At 58.5% G+C, this 23,466-nt stretch carries 20 protein-coding genes; 3 read left to right on the top strand and 17 right to left on the bottom strand.

Annotated features, from left to right (window positions below):
• Positions 1-37: 37 nt before the first annotated feature.
• Together N8H71_RS12005 and N8H71_RS12000 are read right to left on the bottom strand one after the other, a co-directional pair.
• A complete protein-coding gene (locus N8H71_RS12005) occupies positions 38-490 on the bottom strand; it encodes a PaaI family thioesterase (protein ID WP_064594494.1) in 453 nt (150 codons plus the stop codon).
• On the bottom strand, positions 487-963 hold the full coding sequence (locus N8H71_RS12000) for a PaaI family thioesterase (protein ID WP_134825919.1): 477 nt from the start codon (positions 961-963) through the stop codon (positions 487-489). Before N8H71_RS12000 ends, N8H71_RS12005 begins: the two co-directional genes overlap by 4 nt.
• 158 nt (positions 964-1,121) lie before the next feature.
• Between N8H71_RS12000 and N8H71_RS11995 the strand changes: the two genes are divergently transcribed.
• Complete coding sequence (locus N8H71_RS11995; RefSeq protein WP_262194133.1) at positions 1,122-1,358, top strand: hypothetical protein; 237 nt, start codon at positions 1,122-1,124, stop codon at positions 1,356-1,358.
• A 77-nt stretch (positions 1,359-1,435) separates the two neighbouring features.
• Here the strand turns inward: N8H71_RS11995 and N8H71_RS11990 are convergent, their stop codons facing one another.
• The 12 genes from N8H71_RS11990 to sdhC all read right to left on the bottom strand — a co-directional run bounded on the left by N8H71_RS11990 (position 1,436) and on the right by sdhC (position 15,976).
• A complete protein-coding gene (locus N8H71_RS11990; protein WP_262194132.1) occupies positions 1,436-1,837 on the bottom strand; it encodes an MAPEG family protein in 402 nt (133 codons plus the stop codon).
• Complete coding sequence (locus N8H71_RS11985) at positions 1,837-2,574, bottom strand: DUF599 domain-containing protein (RefSeq protein WP_011333121.1); 738 nt, start codon at positions 2,572-2,574, stop codon at positions 1,837-1,839. Before N8H71_RS11985 ends, N8H71_RS11990 begins: the two co-directional genes overlap by 1 nt.
• A 254-nt stretch (positions 2,575-2,828) precedes the next feature.
• Positions 2,829-4,142, bottom strand: coding sequence for a branched-chain amino acid transport system II carrier protein (brnQ, locus tag N8H71_RS11980; protein WP_007959023.1), 1,314 nt, complete (start codon positions 4,140-4,142; stop codon positions 2,829-2,831).
• Between the two features lie 329 nt (positions 4,143-4,471).
• Positions 4,472-5,356, bottom strand: coding sequence for a succinate--CoA ligase subunit alpha (gene sucD, locus N8H71_RS11975; RefSeq protein ID WP_007959025.1), 885 nt, complete (start codon positions 5,354-5,356; stop codon positions 4,472-4,474).
• Positions 5,356-6,522 carry an ADP-forming succinate--CoA ligase subunit beta gene (gene sucC, locus N8H71_RS11970; RefSeq protein WP_007959029.1) on the bottom strand — a complete coding sequence of 389 codons (1,167 nt, stop codon included), beginning with the start codon at positions 6,520-6,522 and terminating at the stop codon, positions 5,356-5,358. Before sucC ends, sucD begins: the two co-directional genes overlap by 1 nt.
• A 340-nt stretch (positions 6,523-6,862) precedes the next feature.
• A complete protein-coding gene (lpdA, locus tag N8H71_RS11965) occupies positions 6,863-8,299 on the bottom strand; it encodes a dihydrolipoyl dehydrogenase (protein WP_093224724.1) in 1,437 nt (478 codons plus the stop codon).
• 97 nt (positions 8,300-8,396) lie between these two features.
• The gene (gene odhB / locus N8H71_RS11960; RefSeq protein WP_262194131.1) at positions 8,397-9,620 is read right to left on the bottom strand and encodes a 2-oxoglutarate dehydrogenase complex dihydrolipoyllysine-residue succinyltransferase; all 1,224 of its coding nucleotides are present in this window, start codon (positions 9,618-9,620) and stop codon (positions 8,397-8,399) included.
• Positions 9,621-9,662: 42 nt separating this feature from the next.
• Positions 9,663-12,494: a 2-oxoglutarate dehydrogenase E1 component gene (locus N8H71_RS11955; protein WP_262194130.1), complete on the bottom strand. Its 2,832-nt coding sequence runs from the start codon at positions 12,492-12,494 to the stop codon at positions 9,663-9,665.
• A gap of 253 nt (positions 12,495-12,747) precedes the next feature.
• Positions 12,748-13,452 carry a succinate dehydrogenase iron-sulfur subunit gene (locus tag N8H71_RS11950; protein ID WP_007959035.1) on the bottom strand — a complete coding sequence of 235 codons (705 nt, stop codon included), beginning with the start codon at positions 13,450-13,452 and terminating at the stop codon, positions 12,748-12,750.
• A gap of 11 nt (positions 13,453-13,463) precedes the next feature.
• The gene (sdhA, locus tag N8H71_RS11945) at positions 13,464-15,236 is read right to left on the bottom strand and encodes a succinate dehydrogenase flavoprotein subunit (RefSeq protein WP_007959037.1); all 1,773 of its coding nucleotides are present in this window, start codon (positions 15,234-15,236) and stop codon (positions 13,464-13,466) included.
• A 3-nt stretch (positions 15,237-15,239) separates the two neighbouring features.
• Entirely contained in the window at positions 15,240-15,608 is a 369-nt protein-coding gene (gene sdhD, locus N8H71_RS11940) for a succinate dehydrogenase, hydrophobic membrane anchor protein (RefSeq protein WP_007959040.1), read from the bottom strand.
• Positions 15,602-15,976 (bottom strand): succinate dehydrogenase, cytochrome b556 subunit, encoded by a 375-nt coding sequence (gene sdhC, locus N8H71_RS11935; RefSeq protein ID WP_011333113.1) that lies wholly within the window; start codon positions 15,974-15,976, stop codon positions 15,602-15,604. Before sdhC ends, sdhD begins: the two co-directional genes overlap by 7 nt.
• Positions 15,977-16,340: 364 nt before the next feature.
• On the opposite strand from sdhC, the gene gltA reads away from it, so the two are divergent.
• The gene (gltA, locus tag N8H71_RS11930; protein WP_007959044.1) at positions 16,341-17,630 is read left to right on the top strand and encodes a citrate synthase; all 1,290 of its coding nucleotides are present in this window, start codon (positions 16,341-16,343) and stop codon (positions 17,628-17,630) included.
• 883 nt (positions 17,631-18,513) lie between these two features.
• Here the strand turns inward: gltA and N8H71_RS11925 are convergent.
• The 3 genes from N8H71_RS11925 to N8H71_RS11915 all read right to left on the bottom strand — a co-directional run bounded on the left by N8H71_RS11925 (position 18,514) and on the right by N8H71_RS11915 (position 21,562).
• Positions 18,514-20,172 (bottom strand): cation acetate symporter, encoded by a 1,659-nt coding sequence (locus N8H71_RS11925; RefSeq protein WP_007959309.1) that lies wholly within the window; start codon positions 20,170-20,172, stop codon positions 18,514-18,516.
• Entirely contained in the window at positions 20,169-20,480 is a 312-nt protein-coding gene (locus N8H71_RS11920; RefSeq protein ID WP_007959307.1) for a DUF485 domain-containing protein, read from the bottom strand. The genes N8H71_RS11925 and N8H71_RS11920 overlap by 4 nt, the downstream gene beginning before the upstream one ends.
• A 230-nt stretch (positions 20,481-20,710) precedes the next feature.
• Positions 20,711-21,562, bottom strand: a complete 852-nt coding sequence (locus N8H71_RS11915) for a glycine betaine ABC transporter substrate-binding protein (RefSeq protein WP_085605856.1) — start codon at positions 21,560-21,562, stop codon at positions 20,711-20,713.
• Between the two features lie 300 nt (positions 21,563-21,862).
• On the opposite strand from N8H71_RS11915, the gene N8H71_RS11910 reads away from it, so the two are divergent.
• A complete protein-coding gene (locus tag N8H71_RS11910; protein ID WP_262194129.1) occupies positions 21,863-23,458 on the top strand; it encodes a beta (1-6) glucans synthase in 1,596 nt (531 codons plus the stop codon).
• The last annotated feature ends 8 nt before the right edge of the window (positions 23,459-23,466 follow it).

Here is a 23,466-nt window from a genome sequence, read left to right as displayed (position 1 = left end):
GTCGGCGGCGGGTTGTTCTGTGAGTTGGGGGCGTGCTTCAGGATTTCAAGGGCTCATCGATTTTGAAGTGCGCGCGGGCGGTGGCAATCGGTTCGCTTTCGGTGCTTTGCCAGGCCGTGACTGCGACGTTGGCCACCCGCCGGCCCTGACGACAGACCTGACACCGGGCCCAGGTGTCGCGAAACTGCCCGGCCCGCAGGTAATCGAGAGAGAAATCGATAATCTTCGGCACGCCGGGCGCACCAGTGAAAATCAGCAGATGCAGGGCGGCGGACAGCTCCATGAACCCGGCAATCACCCCGCCGTGGATCGCCGGCAATAAAGGGTTACCAATGTTGTCCTTGTTTGCCGGCAGCCTGAACAGCAAGTCATCACCGACCCGCGAACACTCGACGCCGATGAGTCCGGCGTAGGGGATCAGTTTCAGCAGCGGCGCGTAGTCACCCTTCTCGTGCGCCTCTTGCAGTTGCTGCTTGAAATCATCGCTCATGGGTTTTCTCCCTTGATCGCGCCACCAAAGCCTTTGGTGCCTTTAAGTCCCTTGCCCATGCGCATGAAGGTGCCGACGACATGGGCAATCGGTTGCTCGGGATCATCCTGATAGGCGAAGCCGCGAGCGAAGATCACATCGGTGGTGACTCGATAACATTGGGCGAAGCCATAGACGTCTTTATGCGGCTCGGCGGCGTGCATGTAGTCGATGCGCAGATCGAGGGTCGGGCAGACTTCGAATTCCGGCAGGACGCACAGGGTCGACATGCCGCACGCGGTGTCCATCAGCGACGTGATCGCCCCACCGTGGACCACACCGGTCAGCGGATTACCGACAATTTGCGCACTGTACGGCAGCACCACCGTCAGGCCTTCACTACTTGCGCTGTGCACCTTCAATCCCAGCACCTGACAGTGGCGCAAGGCCGAGAGAAACCGTGTCGCACGCTCAAAAACGGGGTTTTCGGCCATTTGATAATTACTCTTGTTAGTCGCTGTTCCCAGTAGTGGAAAGAACAGCAAAAGTTCCATTGCAAAACAAACTTATATATCTGTGAGAAATGAGGAACTTAACCTCAAGGCCCACGCTCTTAAGGCCAGTAGTTATTTTCCATAAGGAGAAACACCCCATGCGTAAGACTTTAGCTATTGCCTTGATGTTGACCGCTTCCCTCGGTCTCGCTGCCTGCGATAAAAAATCCGAGGACAAAGCTCAAGATGCCAACCAACATGCTGAACAAGCTCAGCAAGACATGAGCAAAGCTCAGGATAAAGTGAACGACGCAGCGAAAGAAAACGCCGAAGCTGCCAAAGCTCAGGCCGAATCGAACGCTGCAGCGCAAGAAGAAGCTGCCAAGAAGCAATAAGCTGCTTCTAGCTGGCAAAAAAGAAAACCCGCCAAGTGCGGGTTTTCTTTTGCCTGTCATTTTTTGCCAATGCCGTCTTAGAGCAAGACAGTTCTAAAAGTCGGACTAATCATCAGCAATAACGAGCACACTAAGCCGACCAGCCAGACCAGACTGCGTAGCGTCGGAATATCCTTCAGGTAAAACCACAAATAGAGAATCCGCGAGATCACGAAGATGATCGCCAATGTATCGATCAGCCATCCCGCCGTCTGGGTGGTATGCGCCATCAGCACGCCAACCGCAAACAGGATGAACGCTTCAATGCTGTTCTGATGTGCCGCCAGCGCCCGGGCCCCGTAACCGGTGAGCTGTGCCTGTTGCTGACGCGGCAAGTGGTTGTTGTAACCACCCTGCTCTTTCATGGCCTTGCCGACCGGCATACGCGCCACGTAGATCAACAATGCACTGATAAACACACACCAGAACGGAATACTCATCAAGCAGCCTCTTTGTTCGCTTCGGGCAATGGCGCCTCTGTAGGGGTATAGACCATTACATCGAGTACGTCGGAATGAAACTCCCGGCGATACAACACGAGCACCACGCCTGCGCTCATCAACATGAACAGCCACGGGCTGACGAACCACGCCAGCATGCTCATCCCGAAGTAATAGGAACGCAGACCGAAGTTGAACTGGTTGGCCGCCATCGAAATCACTCGAGCCGCCCGCGAGGCGAACGCCTTGCGCTCCTGCTCCGAGACTTGCCGCTCGCCGATCATCGGGGCCGAGCCGACCAGAATCGCAGCGAAGTTGTATTGGCGCATGCACCAGCTGAAGGTGAAGAAGGCATAGACGAACACCAGCGCCAGGCACAGCAACTTGATCTCCGACATACCCTGCGAGGCCTGTTGCACCATCGGGATGTCCGCCAACAGCGACACTGCGCGCTCGGACGCGCCGAGCACGGTCAGGATGCCCGCCAGGATAATCAGCGTGCTGGAGGCGAAGAACGAGGCGTTGCGCTCGAGGTTGCCGATCACGCTGGCGTCGGCGATGCGGTTGTCGCGCAGCAGCATGCGGCGCATCCAGTCTTCGCGGTACAGGTGCAGCACGCTGGCCAGGCACGCGGTGTCACGGCCCTTCCAGGTGGCATAACGGGTGTAACCGCCCCAGCAGATGACAAACCAGAGCGCGGCCAGCAGGTGGATCAGGTTGGCTTGGATGAACGACATGCAATTCCCTGTGGAGTATGAACGCGGGATTGTGGGAGCGAGCTTGCTCGCGATGACGCCGGCACATTCTGAATAGATGTGACAGATGCACCGCCATCGCGAGCAGGCTCGCTCCCACCTGAAAGCTTCGCTTGCTTCGACGCTGAATCACGGGAAAAGACACTGCCTGAAGCCCATAAAAAATGCCCCGTATCGATTGATACGGGGCATTTCTGTTTAATCGCTCGGGAGCCGCTTGTGGCGGCCCGGCAATCTTAAGCCAAGGCTTCGGCGCGCTTGCCCAGCAGGCGGTCGCAAACCACAGCAACCACAAGAGTCATCACGCACGGCACCAGCCACGCCAGACCTTGCTCGCTCAGCGGCAGGTGGGCCAGTTGCGATGGCATCCAGTCAGCCAGACCGGCGCCTTTCAACGCATCGATGGTGCCGAACACGAACGACACCAGCATCACCGGGCCCATGATGCGGCTCTGCTCATGCCAGAACGCAGCGCAGAAGCTCAGGGCCACCAGCACGATGCACGGCGGGTAGATCGCGGTCAGCACCGGGATCGAGAACGCGATCAGCTTGGTCAGGCCCAGGTTGGACACCAGCAGCGAGAACGCCGCCAGGATGATCACCAGGGTCTTGTAGGACAGCGGCAGTACACGGCTGAAGTATTCGGCACAGGCGCAGGTCAGGCCAACCGCCGTCACCAGGCACGCCAGAGAGATCAGCACAGCGAGGAAGCCACTGCCCAGCGAACCGAAGGTGTGTTGCACGTAAGCGTGCAGCACCGCGGCGCCGTTGGTCGCGCCCGCCGCCACTTCATGGCTGCCGGAACCCAGACGGAACAGGCTGACGTACACCAGCGCCAGACCGACACCGGCAATCAGCCCGGCGATGATCGCGTAACGGGTGATCAGTGCCGGCGACTCTACGCCACGGGAGCGGATCGCGTTGACGATGACGATGCCGAACACCAGTGCGCCCAGGGTATCCATGGTCAGGTAACCATTGATGAAGCCTTGGGAGAACGGTGCCGCAACGTATTCCGGCGTAGCCACGCCGATGTCACCGGCCGGCAGTGCAAATGCGGCGATGCCGAGCACAGCCAAAGCGATGATCTTCAGTGGCGCGAGGAAGCGACCGACGGTGTCCAGCAGACGCCCAGGGTAGAGCGAAATGAAGAACACCAGCAGGAAATACACCGAGCTGTAGAGGAACAGTGCCAACGGGCTCTCGCCGGTCAACGGCGCCAGACCCACTTCAAAGGAAACGGTCGCGGTACGCGGCGTGGCGAACAACGGGCCGACCGCGAGATAGCACGCGGCAGCCAGCACGCCACCGGCGATCTTGCCGATCGGGCTGCTCAGGGCGTCCATTGCGCCACCGACCTTGGCCAGTGCGACCACGGTGACCACTGGCAGACCGACCGCAGTGATCAGGAAGCCCAGCGCCGCCATCCAGACGTTTGGCCCGGACTGCAAACCGACGATAGGCGGGAAGATGATGTTGCCGGCCCCGACGAAGAGGGCGAATGTCATAAAGCCAAGTGCCAGGATGTCCTGACCTTTCAAAACTTTCATTAAGGAAATACCACACTACTGAATCGGAATTTAGAGGGGGATTTCCCTGTGGGGTTAGGGAAATGCTGTCAATCCGTATAAGACTGACCCGTTTAGCGCGTTGCATGCCTTGTGGGCGGCAGACGCAAAAATGGCTGCTAGCCTAACGAATTTGCCTGACAAACGCACTGTTAGAGGGCGAACTATCCGATACGCGACGTTTCTGTGTCGCGTTTTTGCATGTTATTGGGTGAGTGCTTATAAATTGCCATCGTCCACCCGAACGCCAGAAACGACAAAGGCCACCCGAAGGTGGCCTTTGTTGCTGGAGCAGAGAAGTCAGCCGAAGCTTACTTCTTCACTTCCCAGCCAGTCAGCTCGGCCAGGGCCTTGCCGATGTCTGCCAGCGAACGCACGGTTTTCACGCCTGCGTCTTGCAGAGCAGCGAATTTCTCGTCTGCAGTGCCTTTGCCGCCGGAGATGATTGCGCCAGCATGGCCCATGCGCTTGCCCGGAGGAGCAGTCACACCAGCGATGTAGGAAACAACCGGCTTGGTCACGTGTGCCTTGATGTAGGCAGCCGCTTCTTCTTCAGCCGAACCGCCGATCTCGCCGATCATCACGATCGCTTCGGTCTTCGGGTCCTCCTGGAACAGCTTCAGGATGTCGATGAAGTTCGAACCCGGGATCGGGTCACCACCGATGCCGACGCAAGTCGACTGACCGAAACCGGCGTCAGTAGTCTGCTTGACAGCTTCGTAGGTCAGGGTGCCGGAACGGGAAACGATACCGACCTTGCCTGGCAAGTGAATGTGACCTGGCATGATGCCGATCTTGCATTCGCCTGGGGTGATCACGCCTGGGCAGTTAGGGCCGATCAGGGTAACACCCAGCTCGTCGCACTTAACTTTGGCGTCCAGCATGTCCAGGGTAGGAATGCCTTCGGTGATGCAGACGATCAGCTTGATGCCGCCGAAAGCTGCTTCCAGGATCGAGTCCTTGCAGAAAGGAGCCGGAACGTAGATGACGCTGGCGGTGGCGCCAGTGGCTTCTACAGCTTCTTTCACGGTGTTGAACACAGGCAGGTTCAGGTGAGTGGTGCCACCTTTGCCTGGAGTCACGCCGCCGACCATTTTGGTGCCGTAGGCAATGGCTTGTTCGGAGTGGAAAGTACCCTGCGCACCGGTGAAGCCCTGGCAGATTACTTTGGTGTCTTTATTGATCAGGACGCTCATTACTTGCCCTCCGCAGCTTTAACGACTTGTTGAGCAGCGTCGGTCAGGCTGGTAGCAGCGATGATGTTCAAACCGCTTTCTGCCAGTACTTTAGCGCCCAGTTCAGCGTTGTTGCCTTCAAGACGAACAACAACCGGGATTTTCACGCCGACTTCTTTCACTGCACCGATGATGCCTTCGGCAATCATGTCGCAACGAACGATGCCGCCGAAGATGTTAACCAGTACTGCAGCGACATTGCTGTCGGACAGAATGATTTTGAAAGCTTCGGTTACGCGTTCTTTGGTAGCACCACCACCTACGTCGAGGAAGTTGGCTGGCTTGCCGCCGTGCAGGTTGACGATGTCCATGGTACCCATGGCCAGGCCGGCACCGTTCACCATGCAGCCGATGTTGCCTTCCAGCGCTACGTAGTTCAGTTCGAACTTGGCAGCGTGCGCTTCGCGCGGATCGTCCTGCGACGGATCGTGGAAAGTCTTCAGCTTAGGCTGACGGTACATTGCGTTGGCGTCGATGTTGATCTTGGCGTCCAGGCAGTGCAGATCGCCGTCAGCCTTGATCACCAGCGGGTTCACTTCCAGCAGAGCCAGGTCGTGATCCTTGAACAGCTTGGCCAGACCTACGAAGATCTTGGCGAACTGAGCAACCTGCTTGCCTTCCAGACCCAGCTGGAATGCCAGCTCGCGACCCTGGAATGGCTGAGCGCCAACCAGTGGATCGATGGTGGCTTTCAGAATTTTTTCTGGAGTGTCGTGAGCGATTTTCTCGATGTCCACGCCACCTTCGGTGGAAGCCATGAACACGATGCGACGGCTCGAACGGTCAACGACAGCGCCCAGGTACAGCTCTTTAGCGATATCAGTGCACGATTCAACCAGGATCTTGGTGACTGGCTGGCCGTTGGCGTCAGTCTGGTAAGTCACCAGACGCTTGCCCAGCCACTGCTGTGCGAAGGCTTTGGCGTCTTCTTTGCTGCGAACCAGCTTGACGCCGCCCGCTTTACCGCGACCACCGGCGTGAACCTGGGCTTTGACAACCCACTCGTTGCCGCCGATTTTGTCGCAAGCTTCTGCTGCTGCTTCCGGGGTGTCTACTGCGAAACCAGTGGAAACTGGCAGGCCGTATTCAGCGAACAGCTGCTTACCCTGATACTCGTGAAGATTCATGCTTTTTACCGTCTTCGTTAGGTACTGCGCATTCGGCGCTGCGCTCTTTATGAGTGCCGCGCCACCTGTGACTGCTGCTTGCGTAGCCTTTCCGGATACCCGGTGCAGCTACGCAAGGCTGCGTCCAGCGGACATTCCGCGGTGAGTCTTGCACGCAAGGCTCACGACGGGCCGACACCGCCGTGGTTTCTTATTGTCTCTTTCGGACATGTGAAAGCTGCTGCGCTAGGAAATACTGCGTTAAAAACAGGCTCGAAATGCTCATTGACTGACGTCAACTCCGCTTTCTCGCCTGTTTTTGCCTTGTCTTTCCGTCGCTCGCTACGCTTTCACAAAGCCCTCAACGCTTCTTGCGGTTGGCAATGTGGATGGCGCCGCCATTCACTGCCAAAGCTGCTTCGTGCAAGGCTTCAGACAGGGTCGGATGGGAGAAAACCATCATGCCCAGGTCTTCAGCGCTGGTGCCGAATTCCATACCGATCGCGCCCTGCTGAACCAGTTCTGCAGCGCTCGGGCCAATCACGTGCACGCCCAATACGCGGTCAGTCTTGGCATCGGCGATGACCTTGACGAAACCACCGGTATCGTTGGCGGCCATGGCGCGGCCGGATGCTGCGAACGGGAAGGTGCCGACGTTAACTTCAACGCCTTCAGCTTTCAAGGCCTGCTCGGTTTTACCAACCCATGCGATTTCCGGGTGAGTATAAATAACCGAAGGGATCAGGTCATAGTTCATCTGGGCCTTGTGGCCCTTGATGCGCTCGACAACCATGATGCCCTCTTCCGAGGCCTTGTGAGCCAGCATCATGCCGCGAACCACGTCACCGATGGCGTAAACACCCGGTACGGTGGTGGCGCAGTGATCGTCAACGTGCACGAAACCGCGCTCGTCCAGGGTCACGCCGCTGTCGGCAGCCAGCAGATCAGTGGTCACCGGACGGCGACCAACGGCTACGATCAGCTTGTCGAAAGTGATGGTCTGTTCGCCGTTGGCGTCGGTGTAGTTCACAACGACTTCGTCGCCGTTCACTTTCGAGCCGGTTACGCGAGCGCCCAGTTTGATGTCCAGACCTTGTTTGGTCAGGGTTTTCAGCGCTTCCTTGGAAACAGCGGTGTCCGCTGCCATCAGGAAGGTGTCCAGTGCTTCCAGAACAACCACTTCGGAGCCCAGACGCGACCATACCGAACCCAGTTCCAGACCGATCACGCCAGCGCCGATAACGCCCAGACGCTTAGGTACGGTCTGGAATTCCAGTGCGCCAGTCGAGTCAACGATAACTTTTTGGTCAACCGGAGCCGGTGGAATGTCGATCGGACGCGAACCTGGAGCCAGGATGACGTTTTCGGCTTCGATGACTTCAACCGAGCCGTCCGGCTTGGTGACTTCGACTTTCTTGCCGGCCAGCAGTTTGCCGTGGCCCTGGATCGAAGTAACGCCGTTGGCCTTGAACAGGGTGGCAACACCGCCGGTCAGGTTCTTGACGATGCCAGCCTTGCGGCCAACCATCGCAGCGACGTCCATTTTGACTTCGCCGGTCGAGATACCGTGGACGTTGAAGCTTTCTTTCGCTTCCTTGTATTTCCAGGAGCTGTCCAGCAGCGCCTTGGAAGGAATGCAGCCTACGTTCAGGCAGGTGCCGCCCAGGGCTTGCTTGCCTTCAGCATCGGTGTACTTCTCGATGCAGGCAGTGCTCAGGCCGAGTTGCGCGGCCTTGATAGCTGCCACGTAGCCGCCAGGGCCCGCACCGATCACTACTACGTCAAATTTCTGCGACATTCAAAAAATCCTCTTTAGCGAAAAGCTTCAAGCCGCGCGCTGCAAGCCAGGCTGCGTTTTCCCGCAGCTTGAAGCTTGCAGCACGTGACTGCTTCTATCAGATATCCAGCAACAGACGAGCCGGATCTTCCAGCAGGTTCTTGATGGTCACCAGGAAGGTTACAGCTTCTTTGCCATCGATCAGACGGTGATCGTAGGACAGTGCCAGGTACATCATCGGACGGATAACGACCTGACCGTTGATGGCCATCGGACGCTGGATGATGTTGTGCATGCCCAGAATCGCTGCCTGCGGCGGGTTGACGATCGGGGTCGACATCATCGAACCGAAGGTACCACCGTTGGTGATGGTGAAGGTACCGCCGGTCATTTCGTCCATCGACAGTTTGCCGTCACGGGCTTTCTTGCCGAAAGTGGCGATGCCGCCTTCGATTTCAGCCAGGCTCATGTGTTCGGCGTTGCGCAGAACCGGAACCACCAGGCCACGATCGCTGGAAACAGCGACGCCGATGTCGGCATAACCGTGGTAAACGATGTCGTTGCCGTCGATCGAAGCGTTGACAGCCGGGAAGCGTTTCAGCGCTTCGGTGGCAGCCTTCACGAAGAACGACATGAAGCCCAGGCGTACGCCGTTGTGGGACTTCTCGAACAGGTCCTTGTACTTCGAACGCAGCGCCATGACTTCGGTCATGTCGACTTCGTTGAAAGTGGTCAGCATCGCCATGTTCGATTGAGCTTCAACCAGACGCTTGGCAACGGTGGCACGAACGCGGGTCATCGGAACGCGCTTCTCGACGCGATCGCCAGCGGCGAACACAGGAGCAGCGGCAGCCGGAGCAGCAGCCTTGGCAGGCGCGGCAGCCGGAGCGGCTTTCTTGGCAGCAACAGCTGCAACCACGTCTTCCTTGGTCACGCGACCGCCTTTGCCGGTGCCGGCAACGGAAGCGATGTTGATGCCGTTCTCTTCAGCCAGCTTGCGCGCGGCAGGAGCAGCGATCGGGTCGTCTTCGCCATCGGCGGCAGCAGGTGCAGCGGCAGCAGCGGCCGGAGCAGCAGCGGCAGCCGGAGCAGCGGCAGCAGCACCGCCTTCAACGATGGAGCCCAGGACTTCGTCGGACAGGACGGTTTCGCCCTCGCCCTTGACGATTGCGCCCAGCACGCCGTCGGCAGTAGCCAGCACTTCCAGTACGACTTTGTCGGTTTCGATGTCGACGATCAGTTCGTCACGCTTGACGGCGTCGCCCGGTTGTTTGTGCCAGGTGGCAACGGTGCCATCGGCAACCGATTCCGGGAAAGTGGGGGCTTTGATCTCGATAGCCATTATCTGTGGTTCCTTAAATTCGGTTTCAGGTGCGCGAAGGCGTTAAACGGTAAACGCGTCTTGCAGCAGTTTTTCCTGCTGCTCGGCGTGCATCGATGCGTAACCACATGCTGGTGCAGCAGAAGCCTCACGGCCCGCGTACTCAAGTACGAGAGATTTGTTGAGGTTGCTGATGCTGCGACGCAAGTGGTGCTGGCTGCAGTACCAGGCGCCCTGGTTCATCGGCTCTTCCTGACACCAGACAGCCGCTTTGGCGTTGGTGTAAGGAGCCAGGACTTCTTTCAAGTCGTCCTCAGGGAACGGATACAGCTGCTCGATACGCACGATGGCGATATCTTCGCGGCCTTCGGCACGACGTTTTTCCAGCAGGTCGTAGTAGACCTTGCCGCTGCACAGAACAACGCGCTCGACCTTTTTCGGGTCCAGTGCATCGATTTCCGGGATAACGGTCTGGAACGAACCTTCGGCCAGATCCTCCAGGGTCGAGATGGCCAGCTTGTGGCGCAGCAGCGACTTTGGAGTCAGAACGACCAATGGCTTGCGCAGCGGGCGAATCACCTGACGGCGCAGCAAGTGGTAGATCTGGGCCGGAGTGGTCGGCATGCACACCTGAATGTTGTGCTCGGCGCACAGCTGCAGGTAACGCTCAAGACGTGCCGAGCTGTGCTCAGGGCCCTGACCTTCGTAGCCGTGTGGCAGCAACATGGTCAGACCGCAGAGACGGCCCCACTTGTGCTCGCCGCTGGTGATGAACTGGTCGATAACAACCTGCGCACCGTTGGCGAAGTCGCCGAACTGGGCTTCCCAGATCACCAGCGCATTCGGCGTGGTGGTCGAGTAACCGTATTCGAACGCCAGTACGGCTTCTTCCGACAGGAACGAGTCGTACAGGTCGAAGCGTGGCTGACCTTCATACAGATGCTTGAGCGGAATGTAGGTACCGGCATCTTTCTGGTTGTGCAGCACAGCGTGACGGTGCGAGAACGTACCGCGGCCGATGTCCTGACCGGTCATGCGGATCGGGTGACCTTCGAACGCCAGGGTCGCGTACGCCATGGTTTCGGCGTAACCCCAGTTGATCGGCAGGCCGCCGGCTTGCATCTTCTGACGGTCTTCGTAGATCTTCGCGACCTGACGCTGAACGACGAAGCCTTCCGGAATTTCCAGCAGCTTGGCGGACAGTTCCTGCAGGGTCTTGAGGTCGAAACGAGTGTCGTGACGCGCAGTCCAGGCGTGGCCCAGATACGGACGCCAGTCCACGAACAGCTCTTTGTTCGGCTCTTTGACCAGCGATTTCACTACGTGCAGACCGTTGTCCAGCGCGTTGCGGTATTCGTCGACTTTCGCCTGAACACGCTCGGCGTCCAGCACACCGCCCTGGGTCAGACGATCAGCGTACAGCTCACGGGTGGTGCGCTGCTTGGTGATCTGCTGATACATCAGAGGCTGGGTGCCGCTCGGCTCGTCGGCCTCGTTGTGGCCACGACGGCGGTAGCAGACCAGGTCGATCACCACGTCACGCTTGAACTGCATGCGGTAGTCGATCGCCAGCTGGGTCACGAACAATACGGCTTCCGGATCATCACCATTTACATGGAGGATCGGCGCCTGGATCATTTTCGCAACGTCGGTGGCGTACTCGGTGGAACGCGAGTCCAGCGGATTGCTGATGGTGAAACCGACCTGGTTGTTGATCACGATGTGCACGGTGCCGCCGGTCTTGAAACCGCGGGTCTGCGACATCTGGAAGGTTTCCATCACCACGCCCTGACCTGCGAATGCAGCGTCACCGTGGATCGAAATCGGCAGTACCTTCTCGCCGGTCGCGTCGTTACGACGGTCCTGACGGGCACGTACCGAACCTTCGACCACCGGAGAAACGATTTCCAGGTGGGACGGGTTGAACGCCATGGCCAGGTGAACTTCACCGCCGGCGGTCATCACGTTGGACGAGAAGCCCTGGTGGTATTTAACGTCACCGGAACCCAGCTCGACCTTCTTCTTGCCTTCGAACTCGTCGAACAGCTCCCGCGGGTTCTTGCCGAAGGTGTTGACCAGTACGTTCAGACGACCACGGTGGGCCATGCCGATGACGACTTCCTTGGTGCCGTAGGAGCCGGAACGCTGGATCAGTTCATCGAGCATCGGAATCAGGCTTTCGCCACCTTCCAGACCGAAACGCTTGGTGCCCGGGTATTTGGTGCCCAGGTATTTCTCGAGGCCTTCACCGGCGGTGACACGCTCGAGCAGGTGGCTCTTGATGTCGGCGGAATACTCCGGACGGCCACGCACGCTTTCCAGACGCTGCTGGAACCACTGGCGCTGCTCGGAATCGGTGATGTGCGTAAATTCAGCGCCGATGGTGCGGCAATATGTCTGCTGCAACGCTTCGTGAATTTCGCGTAGGCTCGCTTCCTCTTTGCCGATGAACAGGTCGCCGGCACGGAAGGTCGTATCAAGATCGGCATTGGTCAAGCCGTAATGATTGATCGACAGGTCTGCAGGTGCAGGACGCTGCCACAGCCCCAGCGGGTCAAGCTGGGCTGCCTGGTGGCCACGCATACGGTAGGCCTGGATCAATCGCAGCACTTCAACCTGCTTCTTCTCGTGCTCAGAGCTCACGCTGCCGGCGGAAACCGGTTGGGCGCGGCGCTGGTTCTTTGCCAGCAGCACGAAATGATCGCGGATTGTGGAGTGCGAAACATCGGTGGAGGAGTTGCCGTCGGCTGGCAACTTCTGGAAGTAGTTGCGCCACTCTTCTGGCACAGCGTTAGGGTCGTGCAGGTAGAGCTCATAAAGCTCTTCCACATAGGCAGCGTTTCCACCTGAAAGGTAGGCGCTGTTCCACATGCGCTGCATCACGCTTTCTTGCATGCTTGGTCACCCTCGGTTAGGGGAACACCATCGGTGTCGACACCGAGCAAGCTTGCAGAAGTCCGAATGCAGCGACCAAAACAAGCCACTTAGGATCACACTGATAGTCCGGGTACCAGCCCGGATGCCCCTGCTTGTCTCATTTCTTCAAAATAAGAGCCGCAGCTTATGGCTGCTGCTCTGGTTATAGCCATGGCGCGGGTTGAAGCCCGCGCCTAAGCCTTCTACGGGTACAGCGGGTACAGCAGCTGAATCACACGCCGCTCGAAAGCAACATGTTACGGATGTGACCGATGGCCTTAGTCGGGTTCAGGCCTTTCGGACATACGTTGACGCAGTTCATGATGCCCCGGCAGCGGAAGACGCTGAACGGGTCATCGAGGGACGCCAGACGCTCGGACGTCTTGGTATCACGGCTGTCTGCCAGGAAGCGGTACGCTTGCAGCAGGGCAGCTGGACCCAGGAACTTGTCCGGGTTCCACCAGAAGGACGGGCAAGAGGTCGAGCAGCAAGCGCACAGGATGCACTCGTACAGACCGTCGAGCTTTTCACGCTCTTCAGGGGACTGCAGACGCTCGATGGCCGGAGCCGGCGTGTCGTTCTGCAGGAATGGCTTAACCTTCTCGTATTGCTTGTAGAAGATGCTCATATCGACAACCAGGTCACGGATAACCGGCAAACCTGGCAGCGGACGAACGATCAGCTTGTTACCTTTGACGACAGCGGACAGCGGCGTGATGCACGCCAGGCCGTTCTTGCCGTTGATGTTCATGCCGTCGGAGCCGCAGACGCCTTCACGGCAGGAGCGACGATAGGAGAAACCTTCGTCCTGCTCTTTGATCAGGGCCAGCACGTCCAGCACCATCAGGTCTTTACCACCGGTATCGACCTGGAATTCCTGCATGAACGGCGCAGCGTCCTGATCAGGGTTGTAACGATAAACACTGACTTGCAACATGGCGGTCACCCTTAATAAGTCCGGACTTTAGGTTCGAAAGTCGGAACAGTCTTCGGCGAGAAGTTCACGGCACGCTTGGTGACGCGCTTGTCACCCGGGAAGTACAGGGTGTGGCACAGCCAGTTTTCGTCGTCACGGTCTTCGAAGTCTTCACGGGCGTGAGCGCCGCGAGACTCTTTACGTACTTCGGCAGCGATGGCGGTAGCTTCAGCCACTTCCAGCAGGTTTTGCAGTTCCAGCGCTTCGATACGTGCAGTGTTGAACGCCTGCGACTTGTCGTTGATCTTCACATTCGCGATGCGCTTGCGCAGATCAGCCAGCTGGGCAATACCTTTCTGCATGTATTCGCCGGTACGGAATACACCGAAGTAGTTCTGCATGCAGCTTTGCAGCTCGCGACGCAGGGTAGCGACGTCTTCGCCGTCGGTACGGTTGTTCAGGGCGTTCAGACGCGCCAAGGCAGCTTCGATGTCGGCTTCGGTAGCGTCGTCGTATTCGATGCCGTCGGTCAGCGCCTTCTCCAGGTGCAGACCGGCAGCGCGGCCGAATACCACCAGGTCGAGCAGCGAGTTGCCGCCCAGACGGTTGGCACCGTGAACCGATACGCAAGCCACTTCACCTACCGCGAACAGACCAGGAATGATCTGATCCACACCTTCGGCGTCCTGGGTGATCGCTTGGCCGTGAATATTGGTGGCAACGCCGCCCATCATGTAGTGGCAAGTCGGAACAACCGGAACCGGAGCTACCACCGGGTCAACGTGTGCGAAAGTCTTCGACAGTTCGCAGATGCCTGGCAGACGGCTGTGCAGCACTTCCTCGCCCAGGTGGTCGAGTTTGAGCATTACGTGGTCGCCATTCGGACCGCAACCGTTGCCGGCGATGATCTCTTTAACCATCGAACGGGCAACAACGTCACGACCGGCAAGGTCTTTGGCGTTCGGAGCATAACGCTCCATGAAACGCTCGCCGTGCTTGTTGATCAGGTAACCACCTTCACCACGGCAACCTTCGGTCACCAGTACACCGGCGCCGGCGATGCCGGTCGGGTGGAACTGCCACATTTCGATGTCTTGTACCGGCACACCAGCACGCAGAGCCATGCCGACGCCGTCACCGGTGTTGATCAGGGCGTTGGTGGTGGATGCATAGATACGACCTGCACCGCCGGTAGCCAGTACGGTGGCCTTGGCGCGGATGTAGGTGGTTTCGCCGGTTTCGATGCAGATCGCGATCACACCGACGAATTCGCCTTCCTGGTTTTTCACCAGGTCGACAGCGTAGTACTCGTTCAGGAACGTGGTACCGGCTTTCAGGTTGCCCTGATAAAGGGTGTGCAGCAGCGCGTGACCGGTACGGTCGGAAGCGGCGCAGGTACGGGCAGCCTGCCCGCCTTTACCGTAATCCTTCGACTGACCGCCGAACGGACGCTGGTAGATACGGCCTTGCTCGGTACGCGAGAACGGCAGACCCATGTGGTCCAGCTCGAACACGGCAGCCGGGCCTTCCTGACACATGTATTCGATAGCGTCCTGGTCACCGATGTAGTCGGAACCCTTGACGGTATCGTACATGTGCCAGCGCCAGTCATCGTTCGGGTCGGCCGAAGCGATGGCGCAGGTGATGCCGCCCTGTGCGGACACAGTGTGCGAACGGGTCGGGAAGACCTTGGTGATCACGGCAGTCTTGTGACCGCCCTGTGCCAGTTGCAGCGCTGCGCGCATGCCGGCACCGCCGCCACCAATAATGATGGCGTCGAAAGAAATCGTTGGAATGTTAGCCATGAATCAGATACCCCAGAGAATCTGCACACCCCAGACGAAGTAAGCGAACATCGCGACGCCGCATACTGCCTGGAAAAGGAAACGTACTGCAGTCGCGGACTTGCCCAGCGCCATTGGCGTCAGGTAGTCGGTCGCGATGGTCCACATGCCGACCCAGGCGTGAGCGCCCAGGGCAACCAGTGCCAGCAGACTGAAGATACGCATTCCGTTGTGGGCGAACAGGCCGTGCCATTGGTCGTAGCCAATGCCCGGGTTCGCGACGAGGTAGCCGATCAGGAAGATGAAATAAGCCGCGAGAACGACCGCAGACACACGCTGTGCCATCCAGTCATAGAGGCCCGAACGCGAAAGGTTTGTAACGCTGGTTACCATATCCAAACTCCTGCCAGAACGATCAGCACCACGGAAACGGCGATGATCAGTTTCGAGCCCAGGCGGCCGCCTTCCAGCGTCTCACCGATGCCCATGTCCATGATCAAGTGGCGCACACCGGCAACCAGGTGATACAGAAGAGCGGACAGGAGGCCCCATGCTACGAACTTGGCCAGCGGGCTGGTCAAGCATGCCTTCACCTCGACATAACCTTCCTCGGAACCCAGGGATTTGCCCAATGCATAAAGCATGATGCCAAGGCCCAGGAAGAGGATGATGCCGGAAACACGGTGAAGAAACGACGTAACGCCGGTGATGGGGAGTTTGATGGTCCTTAGGTCTAGGTTTACAGGTCGTTGGCTTTTCACGGCTTTTTTTTCACACTGAAGAGCCCCTAACAATCAGGGCAAAGTTGTTGGGGAGTGCACTGGTCAGGTAACCACCACCCAGGGATGCGACCCCCAATGAAAGCAAGCCCAAAAGCCCTTGGCGGTCGGTCGCCGAGTATAGACAGTTAGGCTACTAATGACAACGCAATCGCCTACCCCCAATAGCGGATTGCACAAGTCGTATAAAAGGCGTAAATGGCAGGCAATTTCGAGGAAAAAGTACGGTTAAAGCCTTCTGGAGCAAGACTTTAGGCAAATTGACATTCGAATTTATCTCACTATAGTGGTGCGGGCCCTGCGTGGGGGGTCTGTCTGATGATTTCAAGCATAAATAGGAGGCCACATGGCTGACAAAAAAGCGCAGTTGATCATCGAGGGCGCAGCCCCCGTCGAGCTGCCCATTTTAACCGGCACCGTTGGTCCCGATGTTATCGATGTTCGGGGCCTGACGGCCACGGGCCGCTTCACTTTCGACCCCGGTTTCATGTCGACCGCTTCCTGCGAATCGAAGATCACCTATATCGACGGCGACAACGGCATCCTGCTGCACCGCGGCTACCCGATCGAACAGCTGGCTGAAAAGTCGGACTACCTGGAAACCTGCTACCTGCTGCTGAACGGCGAACTGCCGACCGCAGAACAGAAGGCCCAGTTCGTCGGCACCGTGAAGAACCACACCATGGTTCACGAGCAGCTGAAAACCTTCTTCAACGGCTTCCGCCGTGACGCCCACCCGATGGCCGTCATGTGTGGCGTAGTCGGCGCCCTCTCGGCCTTCTACCACGACTCCCTCGACATCAATAACCCGCAGCATCGCGAAATCTCCGCGATCCGACTGGTTGCCAAGATGCCGACCCTGGCCGCGATGGTTTACAAGTACTCCATGGGCCAACCCATGATGTACCCGCGCAACGACCTGTCGTACGCGGAAAACTTCCTGCACATGATGTTCAACACCCCGTGCGAGATCAAACCGATCAGCCCGGTACTCGCCAAGGCCATGGACCGGATCTTCATCCTCCATGCCGACCACGAGCAGAACGCTTCGACCTCCACCGTGCGTCTGGCGGGCTCCTCGGGTGCCAACCCGTTCGCCTGTATCGCCGCCGGTATCGCCGCACTGTGGGGCCCTGCCCACGGCGGTGCGAACGAAGCCGTGCTGACCATGCTCGATGAAATCGGCGATGTTTCGAACATCGACAAGTTCATCGCCAAGGCCAAGGACAAGAACGATCCGTTCAAGCTGATGGGCTTCGGTCACCGCGTCTACAAGAACCGCGACCCTCGCGCGACCGTCATGAAGCAGACCTGCGACGAAGTGTTGAAGGAACTGGGCATCCAGAACGATCCGCAACTCGAACTGGCCATGCGCCTGGAAGAGATCGCCCTGACCGATCCGTACTTCATCGAGCGCTCGCTGTACCCGAACGTCGACTTCTACTCGGGGATCATCCTCAAGGCGATCGGCATTCCGACCAGCATGTTCACTGTGATTTTCGCCCTGGCACGTACTGTCGGCTGGATTTCGCACTGGAAGGAAATGCTTTCCAGCCCGTACAAGATTGGCCGTCCGCGTCAGCTTTACACGGGTTATGAGTCGCGGGATATCACCAAGCTGGAAGACCGCAAATAAGGGCTGTCTTGCGATAGCGTCTTAGCGTTGTACCGGGAACGGCCTCCATGAGAATGGGGGCCGTTTTTGTTTGGGGTATCTCAGCGGCCTTTGGGCCGACTGTTTTTTTTGTTGATTGGGTGTATATCCGTTGCTTCGGGTGCTGCCGCTGGCGGTTTCGCTCTTACAGCGACTCACTTTTCCAAACGCCGGAATGCCGGCCCAGCGAAAAGTAAGCAAAAGGCTTTTGCCCCGGCGTACGGCACTTCGCTTAGGCTCAGTGTTCCCTCGCTACGGTGTCCATCAGGGGGCATCGCCTACGGTTTGCTTCGCTGCACCTCCTCTCGATGTATGCGGCTGCGCCGCACGGCGCTACGCGCCTACCCCCTGATGGACACCTCCGCTCGGCCTGCCGAAGGGGCAAAAAATCAAAAGCCAGAGCCAGAGCCAGAGCCAGAGCAAAAGCCAGATCAAGAGCCACTCACCACTCACCACGATGAGCGTTAGCTCGAGAAAAGCTTTTGATCTTTTGGCCCCATCGGCAGGCTGAGTGGAGGGATTGATCCGGGGTGGGAGCGCAGCGACCGTTTGGCGAAGCCAAACACATCGAGAGGAGGTGCAGCGAAGCAAACCGTAGGCGATGCCCCCGGATCAATCCCGGAACGAAGGAACACCGAGCCAAAGCGAGGTGCCGAACGCCGGGGCCTAGACTTTTTGGTTACTTTTGGGGCGTTTGCCAAAAGTGACCCGCCGTAAGGGCGGAACCTCAAGAAGCCGTTACCGCAGCAACGGATATACACACAAACCAAAACCACCCAAAGAAAGTCCGATAACCGCCCACAAAAAAATGCCCCAATCTCTCGACCAGGGCATTTTCAATTCAAATCAACCTACACAAAAAGCCTCAGTGCGAAACCGCCCCACTAGCCCCCAACCCAGTCTGCGAACGCACAAACTGCGGGAAGAACGCCGCACGCTCGTTCTCAGCCGCCGCCGACTTGTCGGTAACCGAGAAGAACCAGATCCCGATAAACGCAATGATCATCGAGAACAACGCAGGATACTCGTAAGGGAAGATCGCCTTCTCATGATGCAGAATCTGCACCCAGATGGTCGGGCCAAGAATCATCAGACCCACCGCACTCACCAGCCCCAGCCAGCCGCCAATCATGGCGCCACGGGTGGTCAGCTTCTTCCAGTACATCGAAAGCAGCAGCACCGGGAAGTTGCAGCTTGCCGCGATGGAGAACGCCAGGCCGACCATGAACGCAATGTTCTGGCTTTCGAACAGAATGCCCAGACCGATGGCCAGAACGCCCAGCGCGATGGTGGTGATCTTCGAAACGCGGATTTCATCCTTCTCGTTGGCCTTGCCCTTCTTGATCACGCTGGCGTACAGGTCGTGAGACACCGCCGAAGCACCGGCCAGAGTCAGACCGGCCACTACTGCCAGAATGGTCGCGAACGCCACCGCCGAGATGAAGCCGAGGAACACGCTGCCGCCCACGGCGTTGGCCAGGTGCACCGCCGCCATGTTGTTACCGCCGAGCAGAGCGCCCGCTGCATCTTTGAAGGCCGGGTTGGTGCTGACCAGCAGGATCGCACCGAAGCCGATGATGAAGGTCAGGATGTAGAAGTAGCCAATGAAACCGGTCGCGTACAGCACGCTCTTACGGGCTTCTTTTGCATCGCTTACGGTGAAGAAGCGCATCAGGATGTGCGGCAGGCCAGCAGTACCGAACATCAGCGCCAGACCCAGGGAGAACGCCGAGATCGGGTCTTTTACCAGACCGCCCGGGCTCATGATCGCTTCGCCCTTGGCGTGAACCTTGATGGCTTCGGAGAACAGGGTGTTGAAGTCGAAGTTGACGTGCTTCATCACCATCAGTGCCATGAACGAGGCACCGGACAGCAACAGCACCGCCTTGATGATCTGCACCCAGGTGGTCGCCAGCATGCCGCCGAACAGCACGTACAGGCACATCAGGATACCGACCAGAATCACCGCAACGTGGTAGTCGAGACCGAACAGCAGCTGGATCAGCTTGCCGGCGCCAACCATTTGCGCGATCAGGTAGAACGCCACCACCACCAGCGAACCGCAGGCAGACAGGGTGCGGATCTGGGTTTGCCCGAGGCGGTAGGACGCCACGTCGGCAAAGGTGTATTTACCCAGGTTACGCAGACGTTCAGCGATCAGGAACAGAATGATCGGCCAGCCCACCAGGAAGCCGATCGAGTAGATCAGGCCGTCGTAGCCGGAGGTGAACACCAGCGCGGAAATCCCCAGGAAGGACGCCGCCGACATGTAGTCACCGGCAATCGCCAGACCGTTCTGGAAACCGGTGATCTTGCCGCCCGCCGCATAGTAGTCGGCCGCCGAGTTGTTGCGCTTGGACGCCCAGTAAGTGATGCACAGGGTCGCGCCAACGAACGCCACGAACATGACGATCGCGGAAACGTTGAGTGGTTGTTTGTGGACTTCGCCGGTCAGGGCGTCAGCGGCCCAGACGGCTGGAGCGAACGCTGCGATGCTCAAAAGAGCCAGTAGACGCCGGATCATTGCTGAGCCTCCTTGAGAATCGCGTTGTTCAGGTCGTCGAACTCGCCATTGGCGCGGCGCACGTAAATGCCGGTCAGGATGAAGGCCGAGATAATCAGCCCGACACCGATCGGGATGCCCCAGGTGATGGAAGATTCGGGACTGATTTTCGTGCCGAGCACTTGCGGCCCGTATGCGATCAGAAGGATGAAGCCGGAGTAGAGCCCGAGCATGATCGCCGAGAGTATCCAGGCGAACCTTTCTCTTTTCTTGACCAGCTCCTTGAAGCGCGGGCTGTTCTGAATCGAGAGGTAAATGCTGTCGTTCATTGTTTTTATCCTCGCAGCACAGATTTTTATTTTTGGAACATATCCACTGTATGCGGCTGCGAGCCGGGTTCCAGACGACCTTAGTAGTAGAACGCCATGACGTTTTTGCCAATTTCCAGACCAGCCGAAAACGCCCACTCCTTCCTATTAATAGAGGACAAACAAAAAAAGCCGCCCGACTGTCATGTCGGGCGGCCCCGGGAAGCGCAGATTAGACGCTTCGGCTTAAATCACTTGGTCCAGTCGGCAACACGCTCAGGGTGCTTGGCAACCCAATCCTTGGCCGCTGCGTCAGGTTTTGCACCGTCCTGAATTGCCAGCATGACTTCGCCGATTTCGTCTTTCGAAGCCCACTGGAAGTTCTTCAGGAACTTGGCCACTTCCGGCGCCTTGGTCGCCAGTTCCTTGCTGCCGATGCTGTTCACGGTTTCAGCCGCGCCGTACACACCTTTCGGGTCGTCGAGGAAGCGCAGTTTCCACTTGGCGAACATCCAGTGCGGCACCCAGCCGGTAACGGCGATGGATTCGTTTTTCTTCTCGGCGCGAGTCAGCTCGGCAATCATGCCGGCGCCGGAACTGGCCTTGAGTTGATAGCCGGTCAGGTCGTAATCCTTGATCGCCTGATCGGTCTTGAGCATCACGCCTGAACCGGCGTCGATGCCGACGATGCGTTTCTTGAAGGAGTCGTCGGTTTTCAGGTCTTCGATGGTCTTGGCCTTGACGTACTCCGGCACGATCAGACCGATTTTCGCGTCCTTGAAGTTCGGACCGTAATCGACGACCTGATCCTTGTTCTTGGTCCAGTAGTCACCGTGAGTCACCGGCAGCCAGGCCGAGAGCATGGCGTCGAGCTTGCCGGTGGCAACGCCCTGCCACATGATGCCGGTGGCGACGGCTTGCAGTTTCACGTCGTAGCCGAGTTTCTGCTTGATCACTTCGGCCGCCACGTGGGTGGTCGCGACGCTGTCGGACCAGCCGTCAACGTAACCGATGTTCAGGGTCTTGGTTTCAGCACTGGCGAGTGTGGAGCCCATCGCAAGCACCAGAGCGGCACCTGCGCCTAAAAGTCGTCGCATCTTCATCGTTACTTCCCCGAAATGCTGCGCCCGACGGATGCCGGACATCGTCAACGTATTGTTATGGTGCACAGCGCCCCCATCACGCCTGACCGCAAACTCGTTAGTACATCAGCCGGATTATCAATAAGGGTACTGACGAGTTCGATCATCAACCTGACGCTCGTTAAGACCTGCTCTGTCAGCGACCTCAAGGCAACGAGAAACGACATCAGAAAGCCATTAACTGCCTCCGGATATTTGGCGCCAGACAATCCGCCCGAACTTTGCATGTCAAAATCATGCGGGCCACCAACCCCTCTATAAATGCAGGTAACATGCGTCGCTTTGCAGCCACTCGGCCCGACCATGTCCGCGACTCCCCGCTTCCCCTTTCTTCCTTATCTGTTCGCCTGCCTGCTCGGGCTGTTTGCCCTGTGCGGTTTCTGGTACGGCCTCGGCAAACCGGTGATCCTGCCGGACGTCGCCACCCCGACCCACAAGCTGCAATGCGCCTCCTACACCCCGTTCGACAAAGACCAGTCGCCGTTCGACGTGCCATTCAAACTGCGTCCGGAGCGCATGGACGCCGACCTCGCCCTGCTCGCCACCCGTTTCGAATGCATCCGCACCTATTCCATGACCGGCCTCGAAGCGCTGCCCGATCTGGCGCGCAAACACGGCTTGAAGTTGATGATCGGCGCGTGGGTCAACAGCAATCCGGTGGACACCGAGAAAGAAGTCGACTTGCTGATCGCTTCGGCCAACGCCAACCCGGACGTAGTCAGCGCCGTGATCGTCGGCAACGAAGCCTTGCTGCGCAAAGAGGTTACCGCGACCCAGTTGGTGAAGCTGATCAACAAGGTCAAGAGCCACATCAAGCAGCCAGTCACCTACGCCGATGTCTGGGAGTTCTGGCTCAAGCACCCCGAAGTTGCGCCGGCGGTGGATTTCCTCACCATTCATTTGCTGCCGTACTGGGAAGACGATCCGTCGAACATCGACGCCGCGCTGCATCATGTGGCGGAAGTGCGTCAGGTGTTCGGCAACAAGTTCGCGCCGAAGGACGTGATGATTGGCGAAACCGGCTGGCCGAGCGAAGGTCGCCAGCGTGAGACCGCGCTGCCAAGCCGGGTCAACGAGGCCAAGTTCATTCGTGGTTTTGTCACCCTCGCCGAACAGGAAGGCTGGCGTTACAACCTGATCGAAGCGTTCGACCAGCCGTGGAAGCGCGGCAGCGAAGGCGCGGTCGGTGGTTACTGGGGACTGTTCGATGCCGATCGCCAGGACAAGGGCGTACTGGCCGGCCCGGTGTCGAACGTGCCGTACTGGTCACAATGGCTGGCGGTCGGCGGGCTGATTTTCCTCGGAACATTGCTGCTGGGCGGTCGGGTTCGTACGACGCGTTCGGCACTGATCCTGCCGCTGCTCGGCGCCCTCGCCGCCTGCTCGATTGGTGCCTGGGGTGAGATGGCGCGGGTGACCACGCGGTTTGCCAGCGAATGGCTGTGGGTCGGGTTGCTGACGGCTCTGAATCTGTTGGTGCTGGCCCATGCCGCGCTGACCTTGAGCGCCCGCAATGGCTGGCGTGAACGGGCGTTCAACGCTTTCGAGCGGCGGGCGGGCTGGCTGGTCGCGGCAGCGGGTTTCGCCGCTGCGGTGATGATGCTGGAGTTGGTGTTCGATCCGCGCTATCGCAGTTTCCCGAGCGTGGCGTTCATTCTGCCGGCGCTGGTTTACCTGTGCCGCCCGGTGCCCGTGGCCCGGCGGGAGATCGCCCTGCTGACCTTCATCATCGGCGCCGGCATTGCGCCGCAGCTGTTCCGTGAAGGACTGCAGAATCAGCAGGCGTGGGGCTGGGCGCTGGTCAGCGTGTTGATGGTGGCTGCGTTGTGGCGCTGCCTGCGGGTTCGCAAGGGCTGATTCACAGA

The organism is Pseudomonas koreensis (assembly GCF_025447595.1).
Lineage (GTDB): Bacteria > Pseudomonadota > Gammaproteobacteria > Pseudomonadales > Pseudomonadaceae > Aquipseudomonas > Aquipseudomonas koreensis_H.
This window is presented reverse-complemented; position numbering and strand designations above follow the sequence as displayed.

What these genes read in the sequence shown, in the direction of transcription:
- N8H71_RS11985 (WP_011333121.1), bottom strand. Translation starts at nt 2,574, where the DNA reads ATGTCGTTCATCCAAGCCAACCTGATCCACCTGCTGGCCGCGCTCTGG.
- N8H71_RS11910 (WP_262194129.1), top strand. Translation starts at nt 21,863, where the DNA reads ATGCAGGTAACATGCGTCGCTTTGCAGCCACTCGGCCCGACCATGTCC.
- N8H71_RS12005 (WP_064594494.1), bottom strand. Translation starts at nt 490, where the DNA reads ATGAGCGATGATTTCAAGCAGCAACTGCAAGAGGCGCACGAGAAGGGT.
- N8H71_RS11955 (WP_262194130.1), bottom strand. Translation starts at nt 12,494, where the DNA reads ATGCAAGAAAGCGTGATGCAGCGCATGTGGAACAGCGCCTACCTTTCA.
- sucC (WP_007959029.1), bottom strand. Translation starts at nt 6,522, where the DNA reads ATGAATCTTCACGAGTATCAGGGTAAGCAGCTGTTCGCTGAATACGGC.
- brnQ (WP_007959023.1), bottom strand. Translation starts at nt 4,142, where the DNA reads ATGAAAGTTTTGAAAGGTCAGGACATCCTGGCACTTGGCTTTATGACA.
- odhB (WP_262194131.1), bottom strand. Translation starts at nt 9,620, where the DNA reads ATGGCTATCGAGATCAAAGCCCCCACTTTCCCGGAATCGGTTGCCGAT.
- N8H71_RS11915 (WP_085605856.1), bottom strand. Translation starts at nt 21,562, where the DNA reads ATGAAGATGCGACGACTTTTAGGCGCAGGTGCCGCTCTGGTGCTTGCG.
- N8H71_RS12000 (WP_134825919.1), bottom strand. Translation starts at nt 963, where the DNA reads ATGGCCGAAAACCCCGTTTTTGAGCGTGCGACACGGTTTCTCTCGGCC.
- N8H71_RS11990 (WP_262194132.1), bottom strand. Translation starts at nt 1,837, where the DNA reads ATGAGTATTCCGTTCTGGTGTGTGTTTATCAGTGCATTGTTGATCTAC.
- lpdA (WP_093224724.1), bottom strand. Translation starts at nt 8,299, where the DNA reads ATGTCGCAGAAATTTGACGTAGTAGTGATCGGTGCGGGCCCTGGCGGC.
- sdhA (WP_007959037.1), bottom strand. Translation starts at nt 15,236, where the DNA reads ATGGCTAACATTCCAACGATTTCTTTCGACGCCATCATTATTGGTGGC.
- N8H71_RS11925 (WP_007959309.1), bottom strand. Translation starts at nt 20,172, where the DNA reads ATGATCCGGCGTCTACTGGCTCTTTTGAGCATCGCAGCGTTCGCTCCA.
- N8H71_RS11995 (WP_262194133.1), top strand. Translation starts at nt 1,122, where the DNA reads ATGCGTAAGACTTTAGCTATTGCCTTGATGTTGACCGCTTCCCTCGGT.
- sucD (WP_007959025.1), bottom strand. Translation starts at nt 5,356, where the DNA reads ATGAGCGTCCTGATCAATAAAGACACCAAAGTAATCTGCCAGGGCTTC.
- N8H71_RS11950 (WP_007959035.1), bottom strand. Translation starts at nt 13,452, where the DNA reads ATGTTGCAAGTCAGTGTTTATCGTTACAACCCTGATCAGGACGCTGCG.
- gltA (WP_007959044.1), top strand. Translation starts at nt 16,341, where the DNA reads ATGGCTGACAAAAAAGCGCAGTTGATCATCGAGGGCGCAGCCCCCGTC.
- sdhD (WP_007959040.1), bottom strand. Translation starts at nt 15,608, where the DNA reads ATGGTAACCAGCGTTACAAACCTTTCGCGTTCGGGCCTCTATGACTGG.
- N8H71_RS11920 (WP_007959307.1), bottom strand. Translation starts at nt 20,480, where the DNA reads ATGAACGACAGCATTTACCTCTCGATTCAGAACAGCCCGCGCTTCAAG.